The following is a 22,911-nucleotide window of genomic DNA, read 5'->3' on the forward strand; positions in this document are numbered from 1 at the left end:
GTACGGGTTAAACCAGGCCGCCGTTGGCGCGCAGCGTCTGGCCGTTGATCCAGCCGCCATCCTGGCCGGCCAGGAAGGACACGGCGGCGGCGATGTCTTCCGGCTGGCCCAGGCGTTCCAGCGGCGCCATTTTCGACATGCGCTCTATCGTTTCCGGGGTTTTACCGTCCAGGAACAGCGCGGTGGCGGTCGGCCCCGGCGCGACGGCGTTGACCGAGATGTTCTTGCCGCGCAGCTCCTTGGCCAGGATGTTGGTCATGACCTCGATCGCCCCTTTGGTGGCGGCGTAGATCGCGTAGCCGGGCAGCGCCAGGCCGATCATGCTGGTGGAGAAATTGATGATGCGGCCGCCGTGTTGCAGCTTGGCGGCAGCTGCACGCATCGTGTTGAAACTGCCTTTGACGTTGACCGAGAACAGGCGGTCGAAGGTCTGGTCGTCGGTGTCGGCCAAGTGCGGCAGCGCCGGCGGCATGATGCCGGCGTTGTTGACCAGCACATCGACGCGGCCCAGTTGCGCGATGGCCGCGTCGAACATGGCGCGCACGGCGGCCGGGTCGGCGACGTCGGCCTGGATGGCGATGGCGGTGCCGCCTGCGCCGGCGATGGCGCCGACCACCTTGTCGGCTTCGGCGGCATTGCCGGCGTAGTTGACGACGACCGCGTAGCCGTCTCTGGCCAGGCGTTGGGCGATGGCGGCGCCGATGCCGCGGGAGGCGCCGGTAACGATGGCAACTTGTTTCATGTTAGTACTCCTTCAATGAGAGGTTGGTGTGAAAGAAGTATCACCCACCATCAAACATGAATAAACCCATGAAAATTGCTTTAAGTATGCAATTTTCAATAACAATCGCGCCCGCGCGGCACACGCCCGTCAGCCCCCTGCCTTGCCCCGGCGTGCTACATTACGTCGGCAAATCCCCGATACTCGGGGCGATCTGGAGCACAATTTGATGAATTCCCCCTTGGCGCCGGCCACGCCACAATGGCGCTACAACGTGGTGCACGAAACCCGGTACAGCTATCAAAACATGGTGACGCTGTCGCAACAGCTGCTGCACCTGACTCCGCGCGACCTGCCGTTCCAGAAGACTGAAACCCATCATTTGCTGATCGACCCGGCGCCGGACGACAGCGCCGACAGCCAGGATTATTTCGGCAACAACATCCGCCGCCTGACGATCACGACCCCGCACAAAATGCTGCTGGTGCGCGCCGAATCGACCGTGGCGCTGGGGCCGCGCCCCGATCCGGCGGGCATACGCGGTTCCCTGCCCTGGGAATCCCTGCGCGACCTGCTGAAACAATCGCGCCAGGCCGACATGCTCGACGCCGGCCGCTATCTGTACGAGTCGCCGCACGTGCGCTGGACCGCCGCGCTGCGCGACTACGCCCAGCCCAGCTTCACGCCGGGCCGGCCGCTGCTGGACGCCGCGATGGAACTGACCGAGCGCATCTTCGACGACTTTGAATTCGACGGCGGCGCCACCGATATCTCCACGCCGCTGGAACAGGTGCTGGCCGGGCGCCGCGGCGTATGCCAGGATTTCGCGCAACTGATGATAGGCGGCCTGCGCAGCCTCGGTTTGCCCGCGCGCTATGTCAGCGGCTATCTGCAGACCCATCCGCCCGAGGGGCAGCCGCGCCTGATCGGCGCCGACGCCTCGCACGCCTGGGTGTCGGTGTTTTGCCCGGAGCTGGGCTGGGTCGATTTCGATCCGACCAACCGCTGCCTGGTGCAGCGCGAACACATCACCATCGGCTGGGGCCGCGATTTCAGCGACGTCACGCCGATGCGCGGCGTGGTGCTGGGCGGCGGCGCCCAGGAGTTGCAGGTCAATGTCACCGTCACGCCGCTGACGCCGGCGCAGCCGCCAGCGCAGCCGCCAGCGCAGCCGCAGCCCGCCGCCCAGCCGCCGGGCCAGATGCAGACGCCGGTCCCGCTGCCCGGACAGCCCGTCTAGTCCGCCTGGTTCGGCCGGCCCCGGCGCAGTGCGCAGCGCACCGGGCTGGGGCATCGCGACGATGGCGCCGTGCGCCGGCGCGGTGCGGCGGCGGCCCGGAACCCCGCCCCGCCGCCTTTCCACCTTGTGCCAATGGCATGCTTTCTGCTTAGTGCTGTGATATCCGCGCTCCGGGCACCTCCCGCGCCGCCGTGTCTCCACACCAGAGAAAGAAGCTCACCGTATGGCTATCCGTGTCGCGTTGCACCACAAAACCAGCTACAGCTACGACCGCCTGGTTGCGCTTTCGCCCCACGAAGTCCGCTTGCGCCCGGCCCCCCATGCGCGCACGCCCATCCTGTCGTATTCGCTGACGGTCGCGCCGGAGCAGCACTTCATCAACTGGCAGCAGGACCCCTACGGCAATTACATCGGCCGCTTTGTGTTCCCGGAAAAGGCCGACCGGCTGGAATTCACCGTCGACCTGGTGGCCGACATGACGGTGATTAATCCCTTCGACTTCTTCGTTGAAAAATACGCCGAGCAATTCCCCTTCGCCTATCCGGAACAGCTGCGCGCCGAACTCGGCCCGTATCTGCAGAGCGAGCCGCCCGGCGCGCTGCAGACCGCCTGGGTCGAGGCCGCCCGCGCCGACCTGCTGAAGGAAAAGATGGGCACCAACGACTTCCTGGTGGCCATCAACCAGCGGCTGCAGGGCGATATCGGCTACCTGCTGCGCATGGAACCGGGCGTGCAGACGCCCGAGCAGACGCTGGAAAAACGTTCGGGCTCGTGCCGCGACAGCGGCTGGCTGCTGGTGCAGATCCTGCGCGAGATGGGGCTGGCCGCGCGTTTCGTGTCCGGCTACCTGATCCAGCTGCGCGCCGACCAGCAGGCGCTCGACGGCCCCAGCGGCACCAGCGTCGACTTCACCGACCTGCACGCCTGGGCCGAGGTGTATGTGCCGGGCGCGGGCTGGATCGGGCTCGACCCGACCTCGGGCATGCTGGCCAGCGAAGGCCACATCCCGCTGGCCTGCACCGCGCAGCCATCGTCGGCGGCGCCGGTCACCGGCTTCACCGACAAGGCCGAGGTCACCTTCCATCACGAGATGACGATCACCCGCATCCACGAAGACCCGCGCGTGACCAAGCCGTATTCGGAGGACGACTGGCGCAAGATCGACCAGCTCGGCCAGCAGGTGGACGCCGACCTCAAGCAGCAGGACGTGCGCCTGACGCAGGGCGGCGAGCCGACCTTCGTGTCGATCGACGACATGGACGGCGCGCAGTGGAACACCGAGGCGCACGGCGCCGACAAGCGCAGGCTGGCCGGCGAGCTGATGCATCGTCTGAAGAACCATTTCGCGCCGGGCGGCATGCTGCACTACGGCCAGGGCAAATGGTATCCGGGCGAACCGCTGCCGCGCTGGGCGCTGAACATCTACTGGCGCGTCGACGGCCAGCCGATGTGGCTGGACGCCACCCTGTTCTCCGACGAAAACGTCGACGACGGCTACGGCCCCGACGAGGCCGAGCGCTTTTGCGCGGCGCTGGCGCGGGCGCTGCGCCTGCCGGCCGGCAGCGCGATTCCCGCCTACGAGGACGTGGCGCAGCAGGCGCAGCGCGAGCAGGGCATGCCGGTCAACCTGGATCCGCTGAAGGCCGACCTGGACTCGGCCGACGAGCGGCGCCGCCTGGCGCGCCTGCTGCAGACGGGACTGGGCGCGGTGGTCGGCTATGTGCTGCCGCTGAAGGCCGGGGAGCCGGCCGCCGGCGCGATCGGCATCGGCGGCACCGTCTGGCGCACCTCGCCCTGGCCGCTGCGGCGCGAACACCTGTACCTGATCGACGGCGATTCGCCGATGGGCTTGCGGCTGCCGCTGAACACGCTGCCGTGGGTGATGCCGGAAGACGAGGAGCCGCAGTTCGAGGTCGATCCCTTCGCCCCGCGCGAACCGCTGGCGGTGCCCAAGCGCGACCGCCGGCCGGTGCTGGGCCTCGGCACCGGGAACGGCAGCGGCAAAAACGCCGGCGCGGCGCCGGTCACGCCGGCGCCGCGCGACGTCATCCACACGGCGCTGTGCGTGCAGGTGCGCGCGGGCCGGCTGCATGTCTTCATGCCGCCGATGCAACGCATCGAGGACTACCTGGCGCTGGTGGCCGCCGTCGAGAACACCGCCGCGCTGCTCAAGCTCAAGCTGTGGATGGAAGGCTATCCGCCGCCGCGCGATCCGCGCATCAAGCTGCTCAGCGTGACGCCCGATCCCGGCGTCATCGAGGTCAACATCCATCCGGCCGCCAGCTGGAAGGAGCTGGTCTACAACATGTCGACCCTGTACGAGGAGGCGCGCCTGACCCGCCTCGGCACCGAGAAATTCATGGTCGACGGCCGCCACACCGGCACCGGCGGCGGCAACCACGCGACCCTGGGCGGCGCCACGGCGGAGGACAGCCCGATGCTGCGCCGCCCCGACCTGCTGAAAAGCCTGATCACCTACTGGCAAAACCACCCGTCGCTGTCGTATCTGTTTTCCGGCACCTTCATCGGCCCGACCAGCCAGGCGCCGCGCGTTGACGAGGCGCGCGACGACAACCTGTACGAGCTGGCGATCGCCTTCCAGCAGATGGACCAGCAACTGCCCACCATGCATCCGGGCGACCGGCCATGGATGGTCGACCGCCTGCTGCGCAACCTGCTGGTCGACCTGACCGGCAATACTCACCGCTCGGAATTTTCGATCGACAAGCTGTATTCACCGGACGGCCCCACCGGCCGCCTCGGCCTGGTCGAGTTCCGCGCCTTCGAGATGCCGCCGCACGAGCGTATGAGCCTGCTGCAGATGCTGTTGTTGCGGGCGCTGGTGGCGCGCTTCTGGCGCCAGCCCTACCAGGCCAAGCTGGTGCACTGGGGCACGGCGCTGCACGACCGCTGGATGCTGCCGCATTTCGTGGCCCAGGATATCCGCGGCGTCGCCCGCGATTTGCGCGACGCCGGCTATGCCTTCGAGGATCACTGGTTCGATCCCTTCATCGAATTCCGTTTCCCGCGTTTCGGCACCGTGGTGTACGAGGGCGTCGAAATGGAATTGCGCCAGGCCATAGAACCGTGGCACGTGCTGGGCGAGGAAATGAGCGGCGGCGGCACCGCGCGCTATGTCGATTCGTCGGTCGAGCGGATGCAGCTGCTGGTGCGCGGCCTGACCGACGGCCGCCATGTGGTGTCCTGCAACGGCCGCATGCTGCCGCTGCATCCGACCGGCGTGCCGGGCGAGTATGTGGCGGGCGTGCGCTTCCGCGCGTGGAGCCCGTGGTCGGCGCTGCATCCGACGATACGGGTGCAGGCGCCGCTGACGTTCGACCTGATCGACACCTGGAGCAACCGCGCCATCGGCGGCTGCACCTACCACGTGGTGCATCCGGGCGGCCGCGCCGAGAGCGGTTCGCCGGTCAACGCCAACGCCGCCGAGGCGCGCCGTTTCGCCCGCTTCTGGGCGCACGGCCATACGCCGGGGCCGATGACGGTGTACAAGGAGGCGCTGAACCCCAGCTTCCCGATGACCCTGGATTTGCGCTGGCAACCGACGTAGGCGTGCGCCCGCTATCGGACGCCGGAAGCCATATGGCAGAATGGGCACCATGTTAGATCAATTACTCGCGGGCTATCCCGCCGCCGCCGGCACCTACGACGAAATGCTCGACGCCAGCGGGCAGCCGCGCCCGCACTGGCGCGCGCTGCTCGGCGGGCTGAGGGGCGAAGCGCCGGCCGTGATGCGCGAGCGCATCGCGGCGGTGGCGCGCCAGGTGCGCGAGAACGGCGTCACCTACAACGTCTACACCGACGCCAAGGGCGTGCAGCGCCCGTGGGACTTGAACGTGCTGCCGCTGATCCTGCCGCACGAGGAATGGGCCGAGATCGAGGCCGCCGTGGCGCAGCGCGCCACCTTGCTCAACCGCATACTGCTCGACGTCTACGGCGAGCAGCGCCTGCTGGCCGAGGGCTTGCTGCCGCCGGCCCTGATCCACGGCCACGCCGGCTTCCTGCGGCCCTGCCAGGGCATACGCCACCAGGGCGACATCGCCCTGCACTTCTATGCGCTGGACCTGGCGCGCGCGCCCAACGGCCGCTGGTGGGTGGTCGGCGACCGCACGCAGGCGCCGTCGGGCGCCGGCTACGCGCTGGAAAACCGCTCGGTGATTTCGCGCATCTTTCCCGACCTGCAGCGCGACCTCAAGGTGCGCAGCCTGGGCGGCTTTTTCGACACCATGCGCGCCAGCCTGGCGACCTGGGGCCGCAACTGCGCCGCCAACGGCGGCGGCCCGCCGCTGCGCGCCGGCGAACCGCCGCTGATGGTGCTGCTCACGCCAGGCCCCTACAACGAAACCTATTACGAGCACGCCTACCTGGCGCGCTACCTGGGCTTGCCGCTGGTCGAGGGCGGCGACCTGACGGTGCGCAACAACATGGTGTGGATGAAGACCCTGTCCGGCATGCAGCGCGTGCACGTGATCGTGCGCCGCGTCGACGACGACTTTTGCGATCCGCTGGAATTGCGCTCCGACTCCGCGCTGGGCGTGGCCGGCCTGACCGAGGCGGTGCGCCGTGGCAATGTGCTGGTCACCAACAGCCTCGGTTCAAGCCTGCTGGAATCGGGCGCGCTGCTCGGCTTCCTGCCGTCGCTGTGCCAGCGCCTGCTGGGCACGCCGCTGAAGATGCCGTCGGTGGCGACCTGGTGGTGCGGCGAGCCCAGCGCGCTGGAACAGGTGGTCGCCAAGCTCGACACGCTGGTCGTCAAGCCCAGCTTCCCGCAGATGCGCCAGGCCTCGGTGTTCGGCGCCGACCTGGCGGGCGCCGCGCGCGAGGCGCTGATCGCGCAGCTGCGCGCCACTCCCAACCAGTACGTGGCCCAGGAACTGGTGCGCCTGTCGCAGGCTCCCGTGTGGAAGTCCGGCGCGCCCGACGGCCTCTACCCCTGCGCCACCGGCCTGCGGGTGTTTGCCTGCGCCACGCCCAAGGGCTATGTGGTGATGCCGGGCGGCCTGACGCGGGTGGCCACCGGCCCCGACGCCCGCGTCATCACCATGCAGCACGGCGGCGGCAGCAAGGACACCTGGGTGCAGGCGCGCGCGCAGACCGGCGCGCCCTTGCACCCGGAACGGGCCGCCGGCGTGCGCCGCGACCTGGTGCGCGACGACACCCACCTGTCGAGCCGGGTGGCGGAAAACCTGCACTGGTTCGGCCGCCACGCCGAGCGCTGCGACGATATCGCCCGCCTGCTGCGGGTCACGCTGACCTATCTGTTCGACGTGCCGCCGGACGACCGCGGCCGCGAGTGGCAGGCGATGACGGCCTTGTGCACGTGGTTCGGGCTGCTCCAACGGCCGGAGACGGAGCCGTTGCAACCGTCCACGGCACCGGCGCCGGCCGCAGCCGCGCCGCCGCCGAGCGACGCCGAGATCGAATCGGCCCTGCTGCGCGCGGTGGTCTCGGCCGACGTGCCCGGACTGGCGCGGCAACAGCAGCAGCTGTATCAGTCGGCCAGCCTGCTGCGCGAACGCATGTCGCTCGACAACTGGCGTGCGCTCAACAAGATGGCGCAGCGCGCCGACGAAGAGCGGCAGCCGACCCAGGCCGAAGCGATGAGCCTGCTCGACGACGCGGCGGAAAAATCGATGCTGATGAGCGGCTATGCGCTGGACGGCATGAACCGCGATCGCGGCTGGCGCTTCCTGTCGCTGGGACGCCGTCTCGAACGGCTGCAGTTCCAGTGCAAGGTGCTGCGGCACGGCCTGGAAATGGATGTGGACGCGGACGACGACAGCAAGCTGGAATGGCTGCTGGAGCTATCGGACAGCATCATCACCTACCGCTCTCGCTACCAGGCGCAGCCGGAATGGCTGCCGCTGCTCGACCTGCTGCTGCTCGACGAGAGCAATCCGCGCGCCATCGCGTTCCAGGTGCAGGGCGTCCTGAAAACACTGACCCAGCTGGGGGAGGCGAGCGGCGATTGCGGCGCGGACAAGCTGGCGCCGCTCAACGAGGAATTGCTGGCGCTCACGCCGGAGAGCGATCTGTACGGCGGCAACGCCTATCTGCTGGACTTGCTGCAACGCCTGGACCTGGCCAGCCAGGCCCTGTCGGAACAGATAGGCGTGCGCTTCTTCAGCCACACGGGCAAGCCGGCCGCCTGAACGGCGCCAGCCCGCGTGGACTGGTTCTTAATGGACCAGCAGCGCGTTGACCGGCGCCAGGTCGTCTTCCTTCAGCGAACCGGCCGCCGACTTCAGGCGCAGGCCGTTCATGATGGTGTCGTAGCGTGCCTTCGACAGGTCCTTCTGGGTCGAGTACAGCAGCTTCTGGGCATTCAGCACGTCGATGTTGATGCGCACGCCGACCTGGTAGCCCAGCTTATTCGAATCCAGCGACGACTTGCTCGACACTTCCGCCGCTTCCAGCGCCTTGACCTGCGCCAGGCCGCTGTTCATGCCCAGGTAGGCCGAACGGGCGTTTTGCGAGGCGGCGCGCTTGGTCGCTTCCAGATCGTTGCGGGCCTTGTCTTCCAGCGCGATGGTTTCGCGCACCTTGCTGGTGACGGCGAAGCCGCTGAAGATGGGCACGTTCCAGCTGACGCCGATGGCGTTGTTGTTGATCGCCTGGCCGGCGGTCTGGGCGTTGTGCGAGGAGCTGGCGACCAGGTTCAGCGTCGGCATGTGGTTGGCGCGGTTGCGCTCGATTTCGCGCTTGGCGATTTCCACGTTCAGCTTGGCGGCGACCACCGCGTAGTTCTGGTCTTCAGCCGAGCTGACCCATGGATCGACCGCCGCCGGCGACGGCGGGTTGATCGTCACGCCGGTGCGCAGCGGCGCCAGTTCGCCCGGCTCCTGGCCGATGATCACGCGTAGCGCGGTGCGCTTGTTGTCCAGGTCGTTGATGGCGGCAAACTCCTGCGCCACCACCAGGTCGTACGCCGCTTGCGCTTCGTGGGTGTCGGTGATGGTCTGGGTGCCCACTTCGAAGTTGCGCTTGGCCGAGGCCAGCTGTTCGGTGGTCGCCACTTTCTGCGCCTGGGTCGAGGTCAGGTTGTCCTGCGCCGTCAGCACGTCGAAATAGGCTTGCGCCACGCGGGTGATCAGGTCCTGCTGGGCCTGGGCAAAGGTGGCTTCGGCGGTGGCCTGCGCCAGCTTGCTCTGCTGGTAGGTCTGCCAGTTGGCCCAGTTGAACAGCGGCTGGGACAGCTGCACCGTGTAGGCGTTGGTGTGGTACCTGGTGTCGGATTTGGTGACGATGCCGAAGACCGGATCGGGGCCGGTGATGTCGCCGGAGTTGCGCAGATTGCTGCCGCTGGCCGAAATGCTCGGCAGCAGGCCGGAGCGCCCCTGGGTGATCCGTTCCTGGCCCGCGGTCAGCGACGAGCGGGCGCTGGCGTACGTAGCGTCATTGGCCAGCGCTTGCTGATAAACCTGGATCAGGTCGGCCGCCTGTGCGTTGAGCGTCAAGAAGGCGCTGGCGATCAGCACGGCGATAAGGGGTCTCTGCATTGCATTCTCCGTTGGAGTCATCAAAAAAGTTGATCAAATCAAAAACACTGCTACCTTTGCGCCGCGCCGTTTCAACGCGGCATCTCAATACTTGGCCATCGTGCCATCGACTTGCAGCGCCCAGGCGTGGATGCCGCCGGTCAGGTTGACCATCTGGCCGAAGCCGTTACGCTCCAGGAAGGCGGCCACCTGCATGCTGCGCGCACCGTGGTGGCAGATGCAGACGATCGCCGCATCCTCATCCAGGTCGTCGATGCGCGCCGGTATGGTATTCATCGGGATCTGCACCGAGCCGGCGATGCGGCAGGTCTCGAATTCCCAATTTTCCCGCACGTCCAGCAACATCGGGCTGGGCCGCGCATCGTCTGCCAGCCAGTCGGCCAGTTCCAGGGCGGTGATCTGCTGCATACGCCGCCCGCTTAAAACACGAAGGCCGGGGCCGCCGTCGCCAGCTGCAGCGGCTTGACGCTGGTTTCAAACAGCGTGCGCGTGTCGTAGCCGGCTTCGCCGGTACGGGTGATCAGCTGTGCCTTCATCGCCGGCGCCTGGCCGATGATGACCGCCAGCCGGCCGCCCACGTTCAGTTGCTGCAGCAGCGCTTCCGGCAGCACCGGCAGCGAGCCCGATACCACGATGACGTCGAACGGCGCGCCCTTGGACCAGCCCTGGGCGCCGTTGCCCAGTTCCACGGTCACGTTGGTGACGCCGTTGTCGGCCAAATTCTTTTCCGCCAGCGCCTTCAGCTCCGGCGAGATTTCCACGGTCGTCACATGACGGGCCTTGTACGCCAGCAGCGCGGCCATGTAACCGGAGCCGGCGCCGATTTCCAGCACGTTCTCATGCTTCTTCAGCTTGACGTCCTGCAGCAGGCGCGCCTCCACCTTCGGCATCAGCATGTTCTCGCCGCCCGGCAGCGGGATTTCCGCGTCGACAAACGCCAGCGCCTTGTGCGCGGCCGGCACGAAATTCTCGCGTTTCACTACCAGCAGCAACTCCAGAACCTCCGGATCCAGGACGTCCCAGGGACGGATTTGCTGTTCGATCATGTTGAAGCGGGCTTGTTCGATATTCATCTTAATACTCAGTCGGGATTAAATAATCCGTCATTTTATCGTTGAACTGGCATCGAGGCACATATTAACGATATGACGGTCTGGTTCGCGGGAAATTGCGACAGTCTGCAGTTTAAGGGGGTTGAACCTACCAAAATGGCAAGTTGGGCGGTGATGGCGGCGCGCTGGCTCACGCCGGAGCCACTTCCAGGCCGCGCAGGGTGACGTCGATCAGCGTCGCCATGAAGGCTTGCGGATCGATAGCCGGCATCGCGCAGGTCGGCATGAAGGAATGGGTCCACATCATCAGCATCAGCACCGGCGCCACCAGCACCGGCGTCATCACGGCCGGATCGACCGGGCGGAACTCGCCGCGGGAGATGCCGCGCACCAGCACGCTGGCGATCAGGCCGTTGCCGCGGGCGACCACGTCTTCGTTGTAGAACTGCGCCAGCTCGGGGAAGTTGTTGCCTTCGGCAAGCATCAGCTTGGTGATGCCGGCCAGATGGGTGGCGCAGATCTGGTTCCACCACTTCATCAGGATGGCGCGCAGCAGCTCGCCGCTGGGGCCTTCGAACACGGCCGCCGCCTGCTCGGCCTCGCCGATCGCGTGGACGATGTTCTCGCGCACCACGGCCTTGAACAATTCTTCCTTGTTGGCGAAATACAGGTACAGCGTGCCCTTGGACACGCCGGCGCGCTTGGCCACGTCTTCCAGCCGGGTGCCGGCATAGCCGCGCTCGACGAACTGCTCCAGCGCCGCCGCCAGCAATTCCTGCGGCCGCGCATCCTTGCGCCGCTCCCAGCGTGGCTTGGTATCTTGAGGGGCTTGCATGGGTGGTTTTAATTTTAACTTACTTATAAGTCATTAATATAAGCGCAAGGGGGGGCAGCGTCAAGGGAGGGTGTGGCGGCCAGCGGCTTTACATCGCCATGGGAACCGGGAAATGAGGCGTATTCCGGTTGGGCGTGTTACAGGCAGGGCACAGCGGGCGCAGGTTAATAATGTGATTCATGCACGCCATGTCGAGTTCGTGATTTCCGGTTAATAGGCCGCACCAATCCGCCACAGTCAGATAAATTTCCCCGATATTATTCAGCGTGTATTTGGCAGCGGTTGCCGCCCCCGCCGCCCCCACCACGCCACCGACATTGGCGCGATGAATTCCGGCGAAGTGCGCCCCTTTGGGACCGGCCGCCGCGCCCACGGTCAATCCGATGGAGCGGAAAACCTTGCATACCGCTTCGGTATTATTGCCTTCCACGGGACGCTGGTGATCGATTTGGATATTCCGGGTAGGCAGTACCAGCCCGCAGTCATAGCAGGCAACGGAAGGCTCGGCAGGATTTGCCACCGCTGCGTTGGCATGATTGGTATAGGCAAGGGCTCTGTTTGCCAAATGATAAAAACCTTGCCAGGCAGCGTTGTTAAGCACTCCTCTGTGATTTCCTGGCAAAAAGGAGTTCTGAGTGAGGAAATTAACAAAATGGGTCATCTGCGGCAGCGTCACCGAGGCCAGCGGGATGTCGGTCCAAGGCGTCCCGAGGGGTGCTCCCAAAGGCCGGCCCTGCAGCGTTACCGTGGTGGTACCGGCCCTGATTTTGATGCGTCTCCCGCTGGCCGCTTCGACGCCGGCGTTGATCGTTACAGCATCCCGGACGCGATCATTGTGATTTACAGCCAGCCGATTGACCATATCTATCAACGCCATCTTTCCTCCGCCCGTGTATAAGTTGCATACATCATAATCTTTTTCAGTCCCGGCCGCACCTTCGGGCGACCGCCATGCATATCCTCGATGTTTCCAGAAAACCATATCGGAAATACATTAAAATAGATTCACCTTTTTCACGCCCAGCGAGCGTCCCATGCCCAGTCCCATGTTGATGGAGAGTGTCATCGTATTCGGCGACAGCCTGTCGGACATCGGCCGCAAGTGGACCACCAAGGCGGGCAAGGCGGCCCTCGCCTTCAACGAGATGTACGTCAGCCCGAGCGGGCGCTACAGCGATTGCCGCAACTGGACCGACTTCATGATCGAGGAGGCGACCGGCGGGCAATCGCTGGTGGCGAACACGGCGGAGTCGACCATCGCCCTCAGCAAACGGCACATCAATCTGGGCATGAAAAGCATGCTGGACTGCGCCCATCCCTTCCAGTACGCGAACTACGCCGAAGGTGGCGCCTGCGGCGACACGCCCGCCTCCAAGGCCGCCTTCCTGGGCACGTTCAAGGAGCAGATCGACTGGTTCGAGGCGGACCTGCGCACCACCGAACTACAGCTGGGCAACACGCTGTTCTTCGTCTGGTTCGGCGCCAACGATTTGTACACCGCCGGACGCCCGCCCGCGCAGATGCACCAGGTGGCCGACGCGGTCGCCAACGTGCAGCGCAACCGGCTGGTGGAAATCGTCCGCGCGCGCCGCGGAAAATGCCGCTTCATGTTCGTCAACCTGGCGCGCGCCCTCACCTCGGTCCGCTACACCAAGCAGCTGGCCGAGGCCGAGACCGCCCTGACGACGGCGCTGAAGATCCAGCGGGCCGCGCCCGCCCACGGCCGCGCCAGCAACCTGTGGCACGCGCAGCAGGCGCTCAACACGGCCGCCGCCAGGAACGTGACGTCGGGCCGCTTCAGCGCCGGCGCCCGCGCGGTGAAGAACCTGCAGGAAAAAGTGACGCTCATCAAAGGCTTCGAGACGGGCGTGATGAACTACAACACTCACCTGTCGCTGATCGCGCGCGGCAACGGCGACTCGGTCGCCGAGGTCGGCAATATCATCAGCGAGGAAACGCTGAACCGCCTGTTCGAAGGCAACTATCACCTGATGGCCGGCGCCATGACCGGGCGGGCCGCGCAGGTGAGCGCGGCGCAGTACGACACGACGGCCGTGCGCCCGATCACCACCATCGACGAGGTGCATCCCACCGATCAGATGTACAAGATCATCTGGGCGGAAATCTACGAGGAACTCAAACGGTCGAACTCCTCGTTCGGCGAGCTGACGGGCGCGCAGGTCGCCTCGACGCTGGCGACGCTGGCCGGGCCGTCGGCGGCCGTGCGCGGCGACTACAACTCCGTCATGGAACAGATACGCGCCGGCGGCTTCAAGCTGAAGCCGCCGCCTCCCAAAGCCGTGTAGGCCAGGCTAGAACCATTTTTTCTGCAGCGCCGCGAACGTGCCGTTTGCCTTGACGGCTTCAAGGCCCTTGCGGAACCGCTCGACCAGAAGATCGTCGGTCTTCGGCCCGAACGCCATATAGCTGCCGCCGCTGCCCAGTTCGGTCAACTGCAGCGCCCGAATCAACACCTGGGACGGGTCGCTCCCCTCGCGCCGCACAATATCCGTGGCCACGATGTCGCTCATCGCCCACAGGTCGACACGCCCCAGCTTCAGTTTCTCGTAGTTGGTCTTGGGCTGGGCGTTGCCATGCAGCTGGCGGCCCTTGACGAAGCCCTTCGACTCCAGGTATTGCTCGCGCGCGTCGCCGTTGATGGTGGCGATGTTGTAGTTGAGCGCGTCGCCAAGATTGTCGAGCTTGAGTTTGCGTCCGCGCAGCGCGAACAGATAGGAGCTGTCGGGCGGCGAGACCACGCCGACCCACTTGAACAAGTGTTCGCGCTCGGGCGTGCGCATGATCGAGAAGATCAGCACGTTTTCCCCGTGCAGGGCGGTCGCGTAGGCGCGTGCCCAAGGCATCATCTGGATGTCGGCCCGCACATCGATTTCCTTGAGGACGGCCTCGACGACCTCGGCGCTGAAGCCGGTGACCTTGCCGTTTTCCCAAAAATTGACGGGCCGGTTTTCCTCCGTAACGCAGGTGACCGTGGGGGCCGCGTTCACGGTGGTCGCCAAGCATATCAACCCCACCCAAAGCAGCAAGCGAAGCTTCTTCATTCCCACGTAATCCTCTGGCATGGCGTCAAGAAATGTTCGCCTGCGGCCATTATACGCGTGTTTGCTTCGGTTTTTTAAGCCCGGGACGGCGCCGATCGCAGCAAGAGAAACTGGCTGTGAGGTTCACAACCAGCCCCCCCGTGGCGCCAAGCCCGGGCAACCGCCAGGCGGTTTAGAACATATAACTCAGGCTAAACCGTACTGTGCGGCCGAACAGTGGACGCGCGACACCACGGTTGCGCGTGCCGTCCGGCGACAGCAAGTCGCTGAACAGCGGGTCGCCCTCCGTAAACGACAGCTGGTTGGTCAGGTTGGCCACATGCAGATGCGCACTCAGCCGTTCCGTGATCTGGTATTGCGCACCGGCGTTGATGATGTGGTAAGCCGGATACAGCGTCACGTTGTTGTCGGTCGCTTCCGAAAAGCGTGAGCCGTAGTACTGGTACTGCGCATACAAGCTGAGCGGCACGTTGGTCAGCGGCTTCAGGTCGTACGAGGGCATGAGGTTGACCATCACCTTCGGCAGGCGGCGCGGACGGCGGCCGTCTTCGCTGATCTGCACGTAGTGGTAGCCGGAGATCACGCCCTGCGCATCCTTGTCTTCCTGCGTGATGGTGTAGTTGGCGCCATTCACCTTGGGGTTCTGCATCACCACGCTGCCCTTCAGTTCCAGGCCATCCAGCGCCGACGGGCGCCAGCTCAGTTCCACTTCGGTACCGATGTTCTGCACGCCGCGTTTATAGAGCTGGGCAACGTCCGGGCAGGAGTTAATCTGCGTCACGCCGCCTTGCGTCGCGCACGAGGCGGACTGGATATCCTTGTAGACATTGACCGCGCTGCGTGGCGAGAAATTGTTGTAGAACACGGCCACCGAGGCGCCGAAGCCGCGTGTCAGATAACGCAGCCCCATCTCGTACTGGCGGATATGTTCGACCGCGCTGACGTCGACCGGCTTGCCGTTGACTACCGTGGCCGAGGCCACGCTGAGATCATTCAAGTCCTGCAGGCTGGGCAGGCGGAACGAGTTTGACGCCAGGCCATACACGGCCAACGCCTTGCTGACGCTGTAGTTGCCGCCCAACGACCAGCCGACGCCATGGTAGGTCTTGTTCAGCGTGGCCGGATTGCCGGGGAAGCTGATCTCGTTGTCCGCCGCCGTATCCTGGGTGGAGCCGACCACCGTGCCGGCCGGAGTCAGGTCGACCGTGGTATTGCGGTCGCGCCGCACCGCGTCCGCCTTCAGATCCTGCCAGCGCACGCCGGCATCGATCTTCAGCTTGTTGCCCATGGTTTCCCAGTGGTCGAGCAGATAGGCCGCGTTGCCGTCGCCATGGATCTGGCTGACGAAGCCGAACCAGCCCGGCAGGATCGCGCTGCCGGTCGTCAGGCCGGGACCAACCTGCCGGCCCTGCGCATCGACCACGGTCAGCTCCACCGGGCGCGATTGCGCCGCCACGTCGGTGACCAGCAGGCCGGCCTGGAAGTTGGGCGCGTAGCTGTAACGGCTCTTGTAGACGCCGAAGGTCAGGTCGTGCGAGCCCTTCAGCTCGAACGACTTCTGCGCCTTGAGGTCGAGCGAGGTGCTGGTGGCATCGACGTCGGCGATGAACGGCACCGCGAAGTTCAGCGTGGCCGACGCCGGCACCAGCGAGCCGTCGTTCAGGTAGTGGCCCACCACGCCGGTGGCCTTGGCGTACTTGCGGATGAAGTCGTCGCGGCTGATGTTGGCGAAGGCCGCGCACGGATTGCTGGCGGGGACGTTGAAGTAGCCGATCAGCTTGGCATTGTTCAGATTGCAGCCCAGCGCCGCCCCATGGGCCGGCGAGATCACGTCGTTCTGGTAGCGCGCATTGAGGAAGTTGGCCGCCGTGGCCGTGTCGTTGCCGGTAAACACGGCATTGAAGCCGTTGCTGCCGCCGGTATGGCGCAGGCCCGAGGACAGCTTCCAGCCGTTGTCGAATTCATGCGATCCGCTCAGCGTGAACATCTTGAAATCCGGATGGATGCCGTCGGCCTGGTCGATGGTGCGGGTGCCATATTCGCCCAGCATGGTGAAGGTGCGGTTGTAGGGCGAGGCGGTGGTGCCGTGCGCGAAGTCGATGCCCAGCGGCTGGATGGTGCCCTGGCTGATGACGGTCGGGTTGGCCGGCGTGCCGCTGTTGGTGAAGCGCGGCACCGAGATCGGCAGGTTCTGGTAGAACGCGGTACGGTCGTTGAGCACGGTGGCGTCGACCCGCGCCGTGGTCTTGCGGTCGTTGCTGGTGTAGACCACGTTGCCGCGCACCTGGCCGCCGCGGTCGGCGGTGTAGCCGGTGTCGCGGATGCCGTCGCTGCGGCGGTAGAAGCCGCCCACCGCGCCGGTCAGGTTGGGGCCGAGCGGGCCGGAAATGAAGGCGTCCTGGCGCAGGAAGCCGTAATCGGCGTATTCGATCTTGTAGCCGCCCGCCAGATGGTCGCCGCCGGTGCGGGTGATGTGGTTGACCGTCGCGCCCAGGCCGTTCGAATACAGGATGCCGCCCGGGCCGCCCTTGACCACTTCCACGCTGTCGGTCATCAGGTCGTCGCGGATGAACACGTCGTTGTTCATGAATGGCGCTTCCGGTTCCTCGTAGGCGGGCAGGCCGTCCACCAGTTGCGGCGCGAAGCGGTAGCCGCCGGTGACCGGCAGGCCGCGTACCGTGATGTTGTTACTGGCCTCGCCTGCGGTGCTGCCCTCCGAATAGATGCCCGGGAAATTGGACAGCAGGTCGGCGGTGCTCATCGGCGCCAGGCGCTGGATCTCTTCGCCGCTCAGGGTGTTGATCGAGAAGGTGGCGTTCTTCTTGGTGGTGGTCTTGGTCACGCCGGTGACGATGACCACCGCAGCCGGGTCGGCGGCGCCCGCCTCCGCACTGGACGGGGCAGCCGCGGCGCCTTGCTGCTGGGCGTACACCAGCGCCGGCGCCAGGCAAATGGCCAGGGCTGCCGAGCGGGTGAGGTAACGCGTGATCGAATAAGTCATGGTGCATCTCCTTTTATGATTATCAGCGGCTTGCCGCCATTTGGGTAAATCTGATGATGTCCAACGTTGTCATGTCTGCTACAGCTACTCAATCGCTTGCGAGCACCTCCTCCAGCCGGGGTAGATCGGCGCCGCGCCGGGAACAGGTGATCGCTGCCGCCCTGGCCGCAAAACTCAGCGCGGCCAGCAGCGCCGGCCGGTCCAGCGCTTCCAGCGCGGTGCGCGTCAGCAGGGCGTGGCGGGCCAGGTAGGACAGCAGCGCGGCCTGGAAGGTGTCACCGGCGCCCACGGTGTCGACCACCGCCACCTGCAGCGCCGGCAGTTCCAGCGGCGCCAGCGCCGCGGTCGCGGCCAGTACGCCCGCGCCGCCGCGCGTGACCACCACCAGCGCCACGCCGCTGCGCAACGCCAGCGTCATGAAGGCCTGCGGCGTCATGTCCGGGTAGAGCTGGGCGATGTCCTCGTCGCTGATCTTGAGCAGATCCGTCGCCGGCAGCATCCAGGCGACGGCGTCGGTCCAGCGCTGCCGGTCCGGCTCGATGGTCAGGCGCACGTTGGGATCGAAGGCGATCAGGCTGCGCCCATGCTGGCGCGTGACCAGCGCCCGCAACGCCGACGCCACCGGTTCCACCACCATGCAATAGGAGCCGACATGGATGGCGGCGGCGTCGGACGGCAGCCCGGCCAGGTCGGCGACCGTCAACGCGCGCTCGGCGGTCGCCGCGCCGTACAGGGTATAAGCCGGCACGCCTTCGCGATCCAGTTCCACCATGACCAGCGCGGTCGGCGCGGCGGGACGGGGGGCGGCGCCGATGTCCACGCCTTCGCGCGTCAACGTGGCGGCCAGCTTGCGGCCGAACTGATCGGACGACAGGCCGCCGAAGAACAGCGGCCGCGCGTCCAGCCGCGCCAGGCCGACCGCCAGGTTGAACGGAGATCCGCCGATCCGGGCCGACAGCGCGAAACCGGTCGCGGTATCGCCGTCGGAAAACACATCAAACAAAGCCTCGCCACAAACGATGATCATGCTGCCTCCGATATGCCGGCCGTGCCGGCGTTGCTGATTCCTGCTTCGATGCGCAAGCCTTGTTGATCGAACACGTGCAGCCTGCCGGCCGCTGGGCTGACGCGCCAGCGGCTGTTGGCCGGTGGCGGCTCGCCTTGCACCACCACCATCAGCGGCTTGTCCAGCCCCGCCACGTCCAGGTGCACATAGGATTCCGCGCCCAGCCGTTCGACCAGCAGCACCTCGCCCTGGATCGCGCCATCGGGATCGGCCACCAGATGCTCCGGACGGATGCCGACCGTGACGGCCGCCGGCGCCATGCCGGTATCGGCCGCTTGCCATGGCAGGCAAGCGGCGCCGATGCGCAGCCGGCCCGGCGCTTCCAGCGTGCCGGCCACCAGGTTCATCCGGGGACTGCCGATGAAACCGGCCACGAAGACATTGGCGGGCCGGTCGTACAGGTGCATCGGCGCGCCGATCTGCTGCACGCCGGCCGGTCCCAGCACGACGATGCGGTCGGCCAGCGTCATCGCCTCGACCTGGTCGTGGGTGACGTAGACCATGGTGGCGCCCAGCTGCTTGTGCAGGCGGGCGATCTCCACGCGCATGTCGGCGCGCAGCGCGGCATCCAGGTTGGACAGGGGCTCGTCGAACAGGAAGGCGCGCGGCTTGCGCACGATGGCGCGGCCGATGGCGACCCGCTGGCGCTGGCCGCCGGACAGCTGCGGCGGGCGGCGCTGCAGCAGGTGCTCCATCTGCAGCATCCTGGCCACCTCCTGCACCGCCGCCTTGATCTCGGCCTTGGGCACGCGGGCCAGCTTCAGGCCGAAGGCGATGTTTTCGTACACGCTCATGTGCGCATACAAGGCATAGCTCTGGAACACCATCGACAGGCCGCGCCTGGCCGGCGGCACGTCGTTGACACGTTCGCCGGCGATGCTGATCTCGCCCGCGCTGATCTCTTCCAGCCCGGCGATCATGCGCAGCAGCGTCGACTTGCCGCAACCCGACGGCCCCACCAGGACCACGAATTCGCCGTCCGCGATGGTGAATTCGACGTCGCGCAAAATGTACTGCGCTTCCTTGCCGGGGTAGGTCTTGCCGACGCCCCGCAATGCGATAGATGCCATGTCAGTTCTCCTTTTCTGCCGCCGCCATCGCCCATACCTTCAGCGAGACGATGCGGTCGCCGGCAGCCGCCAGCAGCGCCAGTCCGTCGGCATCGGCACGGACCGGGTAGATCCGGCTGGTCAGGCTCTTGCGCTCGTTGACGTAGGCCTCGACCATCGAGCGGTCGAGGAATATCCGCATGCGCAGCGGCTCGCCCGACAGCGCGAAGGCGCCACCCTGCACGCCGTAAGCGTGGTCGGCCGAGGTCCGCGTGCGGTCGATCTCCAGCCGGCCGCGCGCGGCATCCACATACAGGTCGGTCAGCTCGGCCCGGCCCGGAGCGACGCGCACGCTCATGCCGCGCTTGCCCGCCACGGCGGAGGGCACCAGTTCCAGTTCGATTTCCAGCGCGTCGCCGTGAACGGCGGCCAGCGCTTCGACAGCATCGGCCACGCTGGCGTCGCGCAGCTCGACCAGCAGCTTGCGGCGCAGGCTGGCCACCTCGCCGATCGGCGCCAGGCGCAGGTCGCCGTCGGCGCCCAGCGACAGCGTGATCGGCAGGCCGCCGTTGTGCGCCCAGCCGGCATTCCATTCATCCTGCGGCGAGCGCTCGCCCTGGGCGATGGAAAATACGATGGTGCGGCCGGTCTTCGGATCGACAAAGCCGCTCGGTCCGGAGAAATGGCCCAGGCCGACGTCGAACACGCGCGGCGCCTCGACGTCCGGCGTGAAGCGCGCGGTGGCGGCGTCGAACACGCCGGTCCAGTAGTAGGCCTGGCCGCGCACGTCGTTGAGGAAGACGTGGCGTTCGCGCCCGTCCACGCCCTTACCCACCGGCAGCAGCACCGGCAACTCCCACGTCGCCTCGAAGCCGGCATAGCGGCTGGCGTCGATCGAGAACAGCGGTCCGCGCGGCGTCCAGTTTCGCAGGTCGGTCGATTCATATACCAGCGCGGTGCCGCTGCGTCCCGGCAGCGACGAACCCACCAGCTGGAACCAGCGCTGCCGCGCGCCGTCGCGGAACACGAAGGGATCGCGGAACTCGCCGTAGCTTCCCAGGCCTTCCGTCTGCAGCGTGACCGGCGTCGGATATTTAGTCCAGCGCACCAGGTCAGGATCGCGCAAGTCGGCCGGAGTGGCCATGCCGGTGCGCTGGTTCGGCTTCGCGGCATCGTTCCCGGCCGTGAAGAACAGCACCGGCGAGCCGTCCGCCGCGTATGTGGCGCTGCCGGACCAGACGCCGTCGGTCGCCAGCCCGTCGTCTTCCGGCGCCAGCGCGATCGGCAGTTCGCGCCAGTGCGTCATGTCCCGACTGGCCCAGTGGCCCCAGTGGATCTGATGCCAGAAAGGCCCGAATGGATTCTTCTGAAAGAACAGGTGGTACTGCCCTGCGTAGTAGAACGGCGCATGCGGTTCGTTCATCCAGCCGGAATCTGGTATCAGGTGATACTGCGGGCGGTGACGGTCGCCGTCGAAGGTCGATGGCGAAATGCGCATATCCGCCTGCGTCAATAGCGGCGCCTTGCCGCCGCGCTGCGCCAGATCGGCGGCGATGGTGCGTGCGACGGCTGCCGCATCCGATGGCCCGGCGCTGACGCGCACCTCGTCCATCAGGCCGAGGAAGGTGTTCAGCTTGAACGCATCATGGAACGGCTCCGGCTGCGAGTGACGGCCTATCGTCAGTGGCGTTGGCGGCATGGCGAACTTGCCGTCCACCGGCGCGGCGATGTTGACCAGCCGCTCGCCGTTGAGGAACAGCGCCACCCGACGCAGGACCGGATCGTAGCTGGCCGCCACATGCGACCACGCATCACGCGGCAGCTTGCGGTCCTTGACGCGCACGTCGACGATGGCGCTGCCGAAGCCAAGCTGCATGCCCCAGGTGCCGAAGCGGTAGACGCCGAACGAAAAGCCCTGCTTGGCGCCGGCGTCGAACTGGCTCAGGAAAGCGGAATAATGGCCGCCATCGCCCCATTCGAAGGCGTGCGGCGCGACCCAGGCGCTGAGCGTGAAGCCACGCGCCAGCTGGGCCGAAGTCAATCCCGGCGCCACGATGTCGGTCGAGTAGCCGTCGAACAGCAGGCAGCCGTGCTTGACGCAAGCGGCATCCGCGCGCCACAGCGGCGCCGAGGCGGGCTTGAAGCGCGCGCGGTTGAACACGTAGTTAACCTGGTCGCGGCGTCCGGATACGGACTCCACGGCCTGATTGCCGGCCTGTTCGTCCAGCCCCCAGCGCGCCAGCGCCGGTGCGCTGTCGCCCGCTGCCGCACCTGCCGCCGCCAGCCAGCCGGCCAGCAACAAGCCTGCGACAGTCCAGCCTGGATATTTATGACTCATCGTGTCTCCTCCATTTTTATGATTACGTGACGATGTCCACCGTTGTCATTTTTCAGCCAAAATATCGTCGATGAGATACAGGCCCTGTTCCATCCGCAGCGCTATCGGATTGCCGATGCGGCCGGCGAACTGGCCGTCGGCGCCGGTATCTTCAAACGCCATCAGGCTGTCCTTGCCGGTGACCGGATCGCGCAGTATCTTGCCGGCGTAGCGGCGGCATGGAAGGTCGCCGTCGAGGAAGCCGGGGGCTGGCTGCCATGGTCCCAGCGGATGGTCGGCCACCAGGTAATGTGTGCCGGAGACGCCGCCGTTATGCTTTGCACGCATCTCCTCCGACCAGTGCGCCGCGACATTACAGAACACGCAGTACCAGCGGCCATCGCGCTCGAACACCTGCGGCACCTCCAGCTGGCCATAGTGGCCGCCTGCGTACACCGGCGCGGTTGCCTCCCAGTGCACCAGGTCCGACGACACTGCGTGGCCGATCACGCCGCGCTCGTAGAGCGGGCCGTCGTTGCGGCGCGCGGTGTAGAACATGTGATACATGCCGTCGATCTTTTCGGGCAGCACCCACGGGTCGCGCAACGCGCGGTCGTGCCAGCGCCCTTCTTCGTATTCCTCGTAGTAACGCTGGTCGAGGTCCAGCGCCAGGCCGCTGCCGACGCGCTTCCACGGACCGTCGATGCTGTCCGACTCCGCATGGCCGATGCGCTGGCGCATGCCGTTCTCGGCGCGGCAGGTGCCGGTATAGAACAGGTGATAGCGGCCTTCCACCTTGATGACGGAGCCGGTCCAGGTGGTGTAGTCGTCCCACGCCGTGCCTGCGGACGGGCCGAAGGCGGTACCCAGCGGGGTCCAGTTGCGCAGGTCCGGCGATACCGCGTGGCCGATCGAGACGTTCCAGTGTCGAAGGTCGGGATTGCCGATGGCGCGGTCGGCCTGCAGGAAGAACAGGTGCTGGGCGCCGTCCTCTTCGAAATGCCAGAAGTCCCAGATGAATTTGTCGCTGATTTGAAGTGTCATGATGCTT

16 protein-coding genes are annotated in these 22,911 nt (G+C 66.2%); 4 read left to right on the top strand and 12 right to left on the bottom strand.

Features of this window, described 5'->3' with window-relative positions:
• Window positions 1-7: 7 nt before the first annotated feature.
• A complete protein-coding gene (locus ABWW33_RS10415) occupies window positions 8-742 on the bottom strand; it encodes an SDR family oxidoreductase (RefSeq protein ID WP_353401312.1) in 735 nt (244 codons plus the stop codon).
• Window positions 743-950: 208 nt separating this feature from the next.
• On the opposite strand from ABWW33_RS10415, the gene ABWW33_RS10420 reads away from it, so the two are divergent.
• The 3 genes from ABWW33_RS10420 (at window position 951) to ABWW33_RS10430 (ending at window position 8,131) form a co-directional block, all read left to right on the top strand.
• The gene (locus ABWW33_RS10420; protein WP_353401314.1) at window positions 951-1,961 is read left to right on the top strand and encodes a transglutaminase family protein; all 1,011 of its coding nucleotides are present in this window, start codon (window positions 951-953) and stop codon (window positions 1,959-1,961) included.
• Between the two features lie 223 nt (window positions 1,962-2,184).
• Window positions 2,185-5,529, top strand: coding sequence for a transglutaminase family protein (locus ABWW33_RS10425; protein ID WP_353401316.1), 3,345 nt, complete (start codon window positions 2,185-2,187; stop codon window positions 5,527-5,529).
• A gap of 49 nt (window positions 5,530-5,578) precedes the next feature.
• Window positions 5,579-8,131 carry a circularly permuted type 2 ATP-grasp protein gene (locus ABWW33_RS10430; protein ID WP_353401318.1) on the top strand — a complete coding sequence of 851 codons (2,553 nt, stop codon included), beginning with the start codon at window positions 5,579-5,581 and terminating at the stop codon, window positions 8,129-8,131.
• A gap of 27 nt (window positions 8,132-8,158) precedes the next feature.
• Here ABWW33_RS10430 and ABWW33_RS10435 read toward each other — a convergent pair whose 3' ends face one another.
• From ABWW33_RS10435 to ABWW33_RS10455, 5 genes are all read right to left on the bottom strand, one after another.
• Entirely contained in the window at window positions 8,159-9,478 is a 1,320-nt protein-coding gene (locus tag ABWW33_RS10435; RefSeq protein ID WP_176652211.1) for a TolC family outer membrane protein, read from the bottom strand.
• A gap of 84 nt (window positions 9,479-9,562) precedes the next feature.
• On the bottom strand, window positions 9,563-9,886 hold the full coding sequence (locus ABWW33_RS10440; RefSeq protein ID WP_353401320.1) for a rhodanese-like domain-containing protein: 324 nt from the start codon (window positions 9,884-9,886) through the stop codon (window positions 9,563-9,565).
• A gap of 11 nt (window positions 9,887-9,897) precedes the next feature.
• On the bottom strand, window positions 9,898-10,551 hold the full coding sequence (locus ABWW33_RS10445; protein ID WP_176652209.1) for a protein-L-isoaspartate O-methyltransferase family protein: 654 nt from the start codon (window positions 10,549-10,551) through the stop codon (window positions 9,898-9,900).
• Window positions 10,552-10,720: 169 nt separating this feature from the next.
• Window positions 10,721-11,365: a TetR/AcrR family transcriptional regulator gene (locus ABWW33_RS10450; protein ID WP_176652208.1), complete on the bottom strand. Its 645-nt coding sequence runs from the start codon at window positions 11,363-11,365 to the stop codon at window positions 10,721-10,723.
• An 88-nt stretch (window positions 11,366-11,453) separates the two neighbouring features.
• Complete coding sequence (locus ABWW33_RS10455; protein WP_176652207.1) at window positions 11,454-12,242, bottom strand: hypothetical protein; 789 nt, start codon at window positions 12,240-12,242, stop codon at window positions 11,454-11,456.
• Window positions 12,243-12,399: 157 nt separating this feature from the next.
• On the opposite strand from ABWW33_RS10455, the gene ABWW33_RS10460 reads away from it, so the two are divergent.
• Entirely contained in the window at window positions 12,400-13,671 is a 1,272-nt protein-coding gene (locus tag ABWW33_RS10460; RefSeq protein ID WP_353401323.1) for an SGNH/GDSL hydrolase family protein, read from the top strand.
• A gap of 6 nt (window positions 13,672-13,677) precedes the next feature.
• Here ABWW33_RS10460 and ABWW33_RS10465 read toward each other — a convergent pair whose 3' ends face one another.
• The 6 genes from ABWW33_RS10465 to ABWW33_RS10490 form a co-directional block, all read right to left on the bottom strand.
• Window positions 13,678-14,373 (bottom strand): substrate-binding periplasmic protein, encoded by a 696-nt coding sequence (locus tag ABWW33_RS10465; protein WP_353401325.1) that lies wholly within the window; start codon window positions 14,371-14,373, stop codon window positions 13,678-13,680.
• A 226-nt stretch (window positions 14,374-14,599) separates the two neighbouring features.
• The gene (locus tag ABWW33_RS10470) at window positions 14,600-17,428 is read right to left on the bottom strand and encodes a TonB-dependent receptor (RefSeq protein ID WP_353401327.1); all 2,829 of its coding nucleotides are present in this window, start codon (window positions 17,426-17,428) and stop codon (window positions 14,600-14,602) included.
• Between the two features lie 88 nt (window positions 17,429-17,516).
• Entirely contained in the window at window positions 17,517-18,455 is a 939-nt protein-coding gene (locus ABWW33_RS10475; RefSeq protein WP_353401329.1) for a carbohydrate kinase family protein, read from the bottom strand.
• A complete protein-coding gene (locus tag ABWW33_RS10480; protein ID WP_353401331.1) occupies window positions 18,452-19,564 on the bottom strand; it encodes an ABC transporter ATP-binding protein in 1,113 nt (370 codons plus the stop codon). The genes ABWW33_RS10475 and ABWW33_RS10480 overlap by 4 nt, the downstream gene beginning before the upstream one ends.
• Before the next feature lies 1 nt (window position 19,565).
• Window positions 19,566-21,881, bottom strand: a complete 2,316-nt coding sequence (locus ABWW33_RS10485) for a GH32 C-terminal domain-containing protein (RefSeq protein ID WP_353401333.1) — start codon at window positions 21,879-21,881, stop codon at window positions 19,566-19,568.
• Between the two features lie 45 nt (window positions 21,882-21,926).
• Window positions 21,927-22,904, bottom strand: coding sequence for a family 43 glycosylhydrolase (locus ABWW33_RS10490; RefSeq protein WP_353401335.1), 978 nt, complete (start codon window positions 22,902-22,904; stop codon window positions 21,927-21,929).
• Between the last annotated feature and the right edge of the window lie 7 nt (window positions 22,905-22,911).

It is taken from the genome of Duganella hordei (genome assembly GCF_040369125.1).
Taxonomy (GTDB): domain Bacteria; phylum Pseudomonadota; class Gammaproteobacteria; order Burkholderiales; family Burkholderiaceae_D; genus Rugamonas; species Rugamonas hordei.

Bases quoted from the DNA above. Each gene is read 5' to 3' on its own strand.
- ABWW33_RS10415 (WP_353401312.1), bottom strand. From the start codon at position 742: ATGAAACAAGTTGCCATCGTTACCGGCGCCTCCCGCGGCATCGGCGCC.
- ABWW33_RS10420 (WP_353401314.1), top strand. From the start codon at position 951: ATGAATTCCCCCTTGGCGCCGGCCACGCCACAATGGCGCTACAACGTG.
- ABWW33_RS10425 (WP_353401316.1), top strand. From the start codon at position 2,185: ATGGCTATCCGTGTCGCGTTGCACCACAAAACCAGCTACAGCTACGAC.
- ABWW33_RS10430 (WP_353401318.1), top strand. From the start codon at position 5,579: ATGTTAGATCAATTACTCGCGGGCTATCCCGCCGCCGCCGGCACCTAC.
- ABWW33_RS10435 (WP_176652211.1), bottom strand. From the start codon at position 9,478: ATGCAGAGACCCCTTATCGCCGTGCTGATCGCCAGCGCCTTCTTGACG.
- ABWW33_RS10440 (WP_353401320.1), bottom strand. From the start codon at position 9,886: ATGCAGCAGATCACCGCCCTGGAACTGGCCGACTGGCTGGCAGACGAT.
- ABWW33_RS10445 (WP_176652209.1), bottom strand. From the start codon at position 10,551: ATGAATATCGAACAAGCCCGCTTCAACATGATCGAACAGCAAATCCGT.
- ABWW33_RS10450 (WP_176652208.1), bottom strand. From the start codon at position 11,365: ATGCAAGCCCCTCAAGATACCAAGCCACGCTGGGAGCGGCGCAAGGAT.
- ABWW33_RS10455 (WP_176652207.1), bottom strand. From the start codon at position 12,242: ATGGCGTTGATAGATATGGTCAATCGGCTGGCTGTAAATCACAATGAT.
- ABWW33_RS10460 (WP_353401323.1), top strand. From the start codon at position 12,400: ATGCCCAGTCCCATGTTGATGGAGAGTGTCATCGTATTCGGCGACAGC.
- ABWW33_RS10470 (WP_353401327.1), bottom strand. From the start codon at position 17,428: ATGACTTATTCGATCACGCGTTACCTCACCCGCTCGGCAGCCCTGGCC.
- ABWW33_RS10475 (WP_353401329.1), bottom strand. From the start codon at position 18,455: ATGATCATCGTTTGTGGCGAGGCTTTGTTTGATGTGTTTTCCGACGGC.
- ABWW33_RS10480 (WP_353401331.1), bottom strand. From the start codon at position 19,564: ATGGCATCTATCGCATTGCGGGGCGTCGGCAAGACCTACCCCGGCAAG.
- ABWW33_RS10485 (WP_353401333.1), bottom strand. From the start codon at position 21,881: ATGAGTCATAAATATCCAGGCTGGACTGTCGCAGGCTTGTTGCTGGCC.
- ABWW33_RS10490 (WP_353401335.1), bottom strand. From the start codon at position 22,904: ATGACACTTCAAATCAGCGACAAATTCATCTGGGACTTCTGGCATTTC.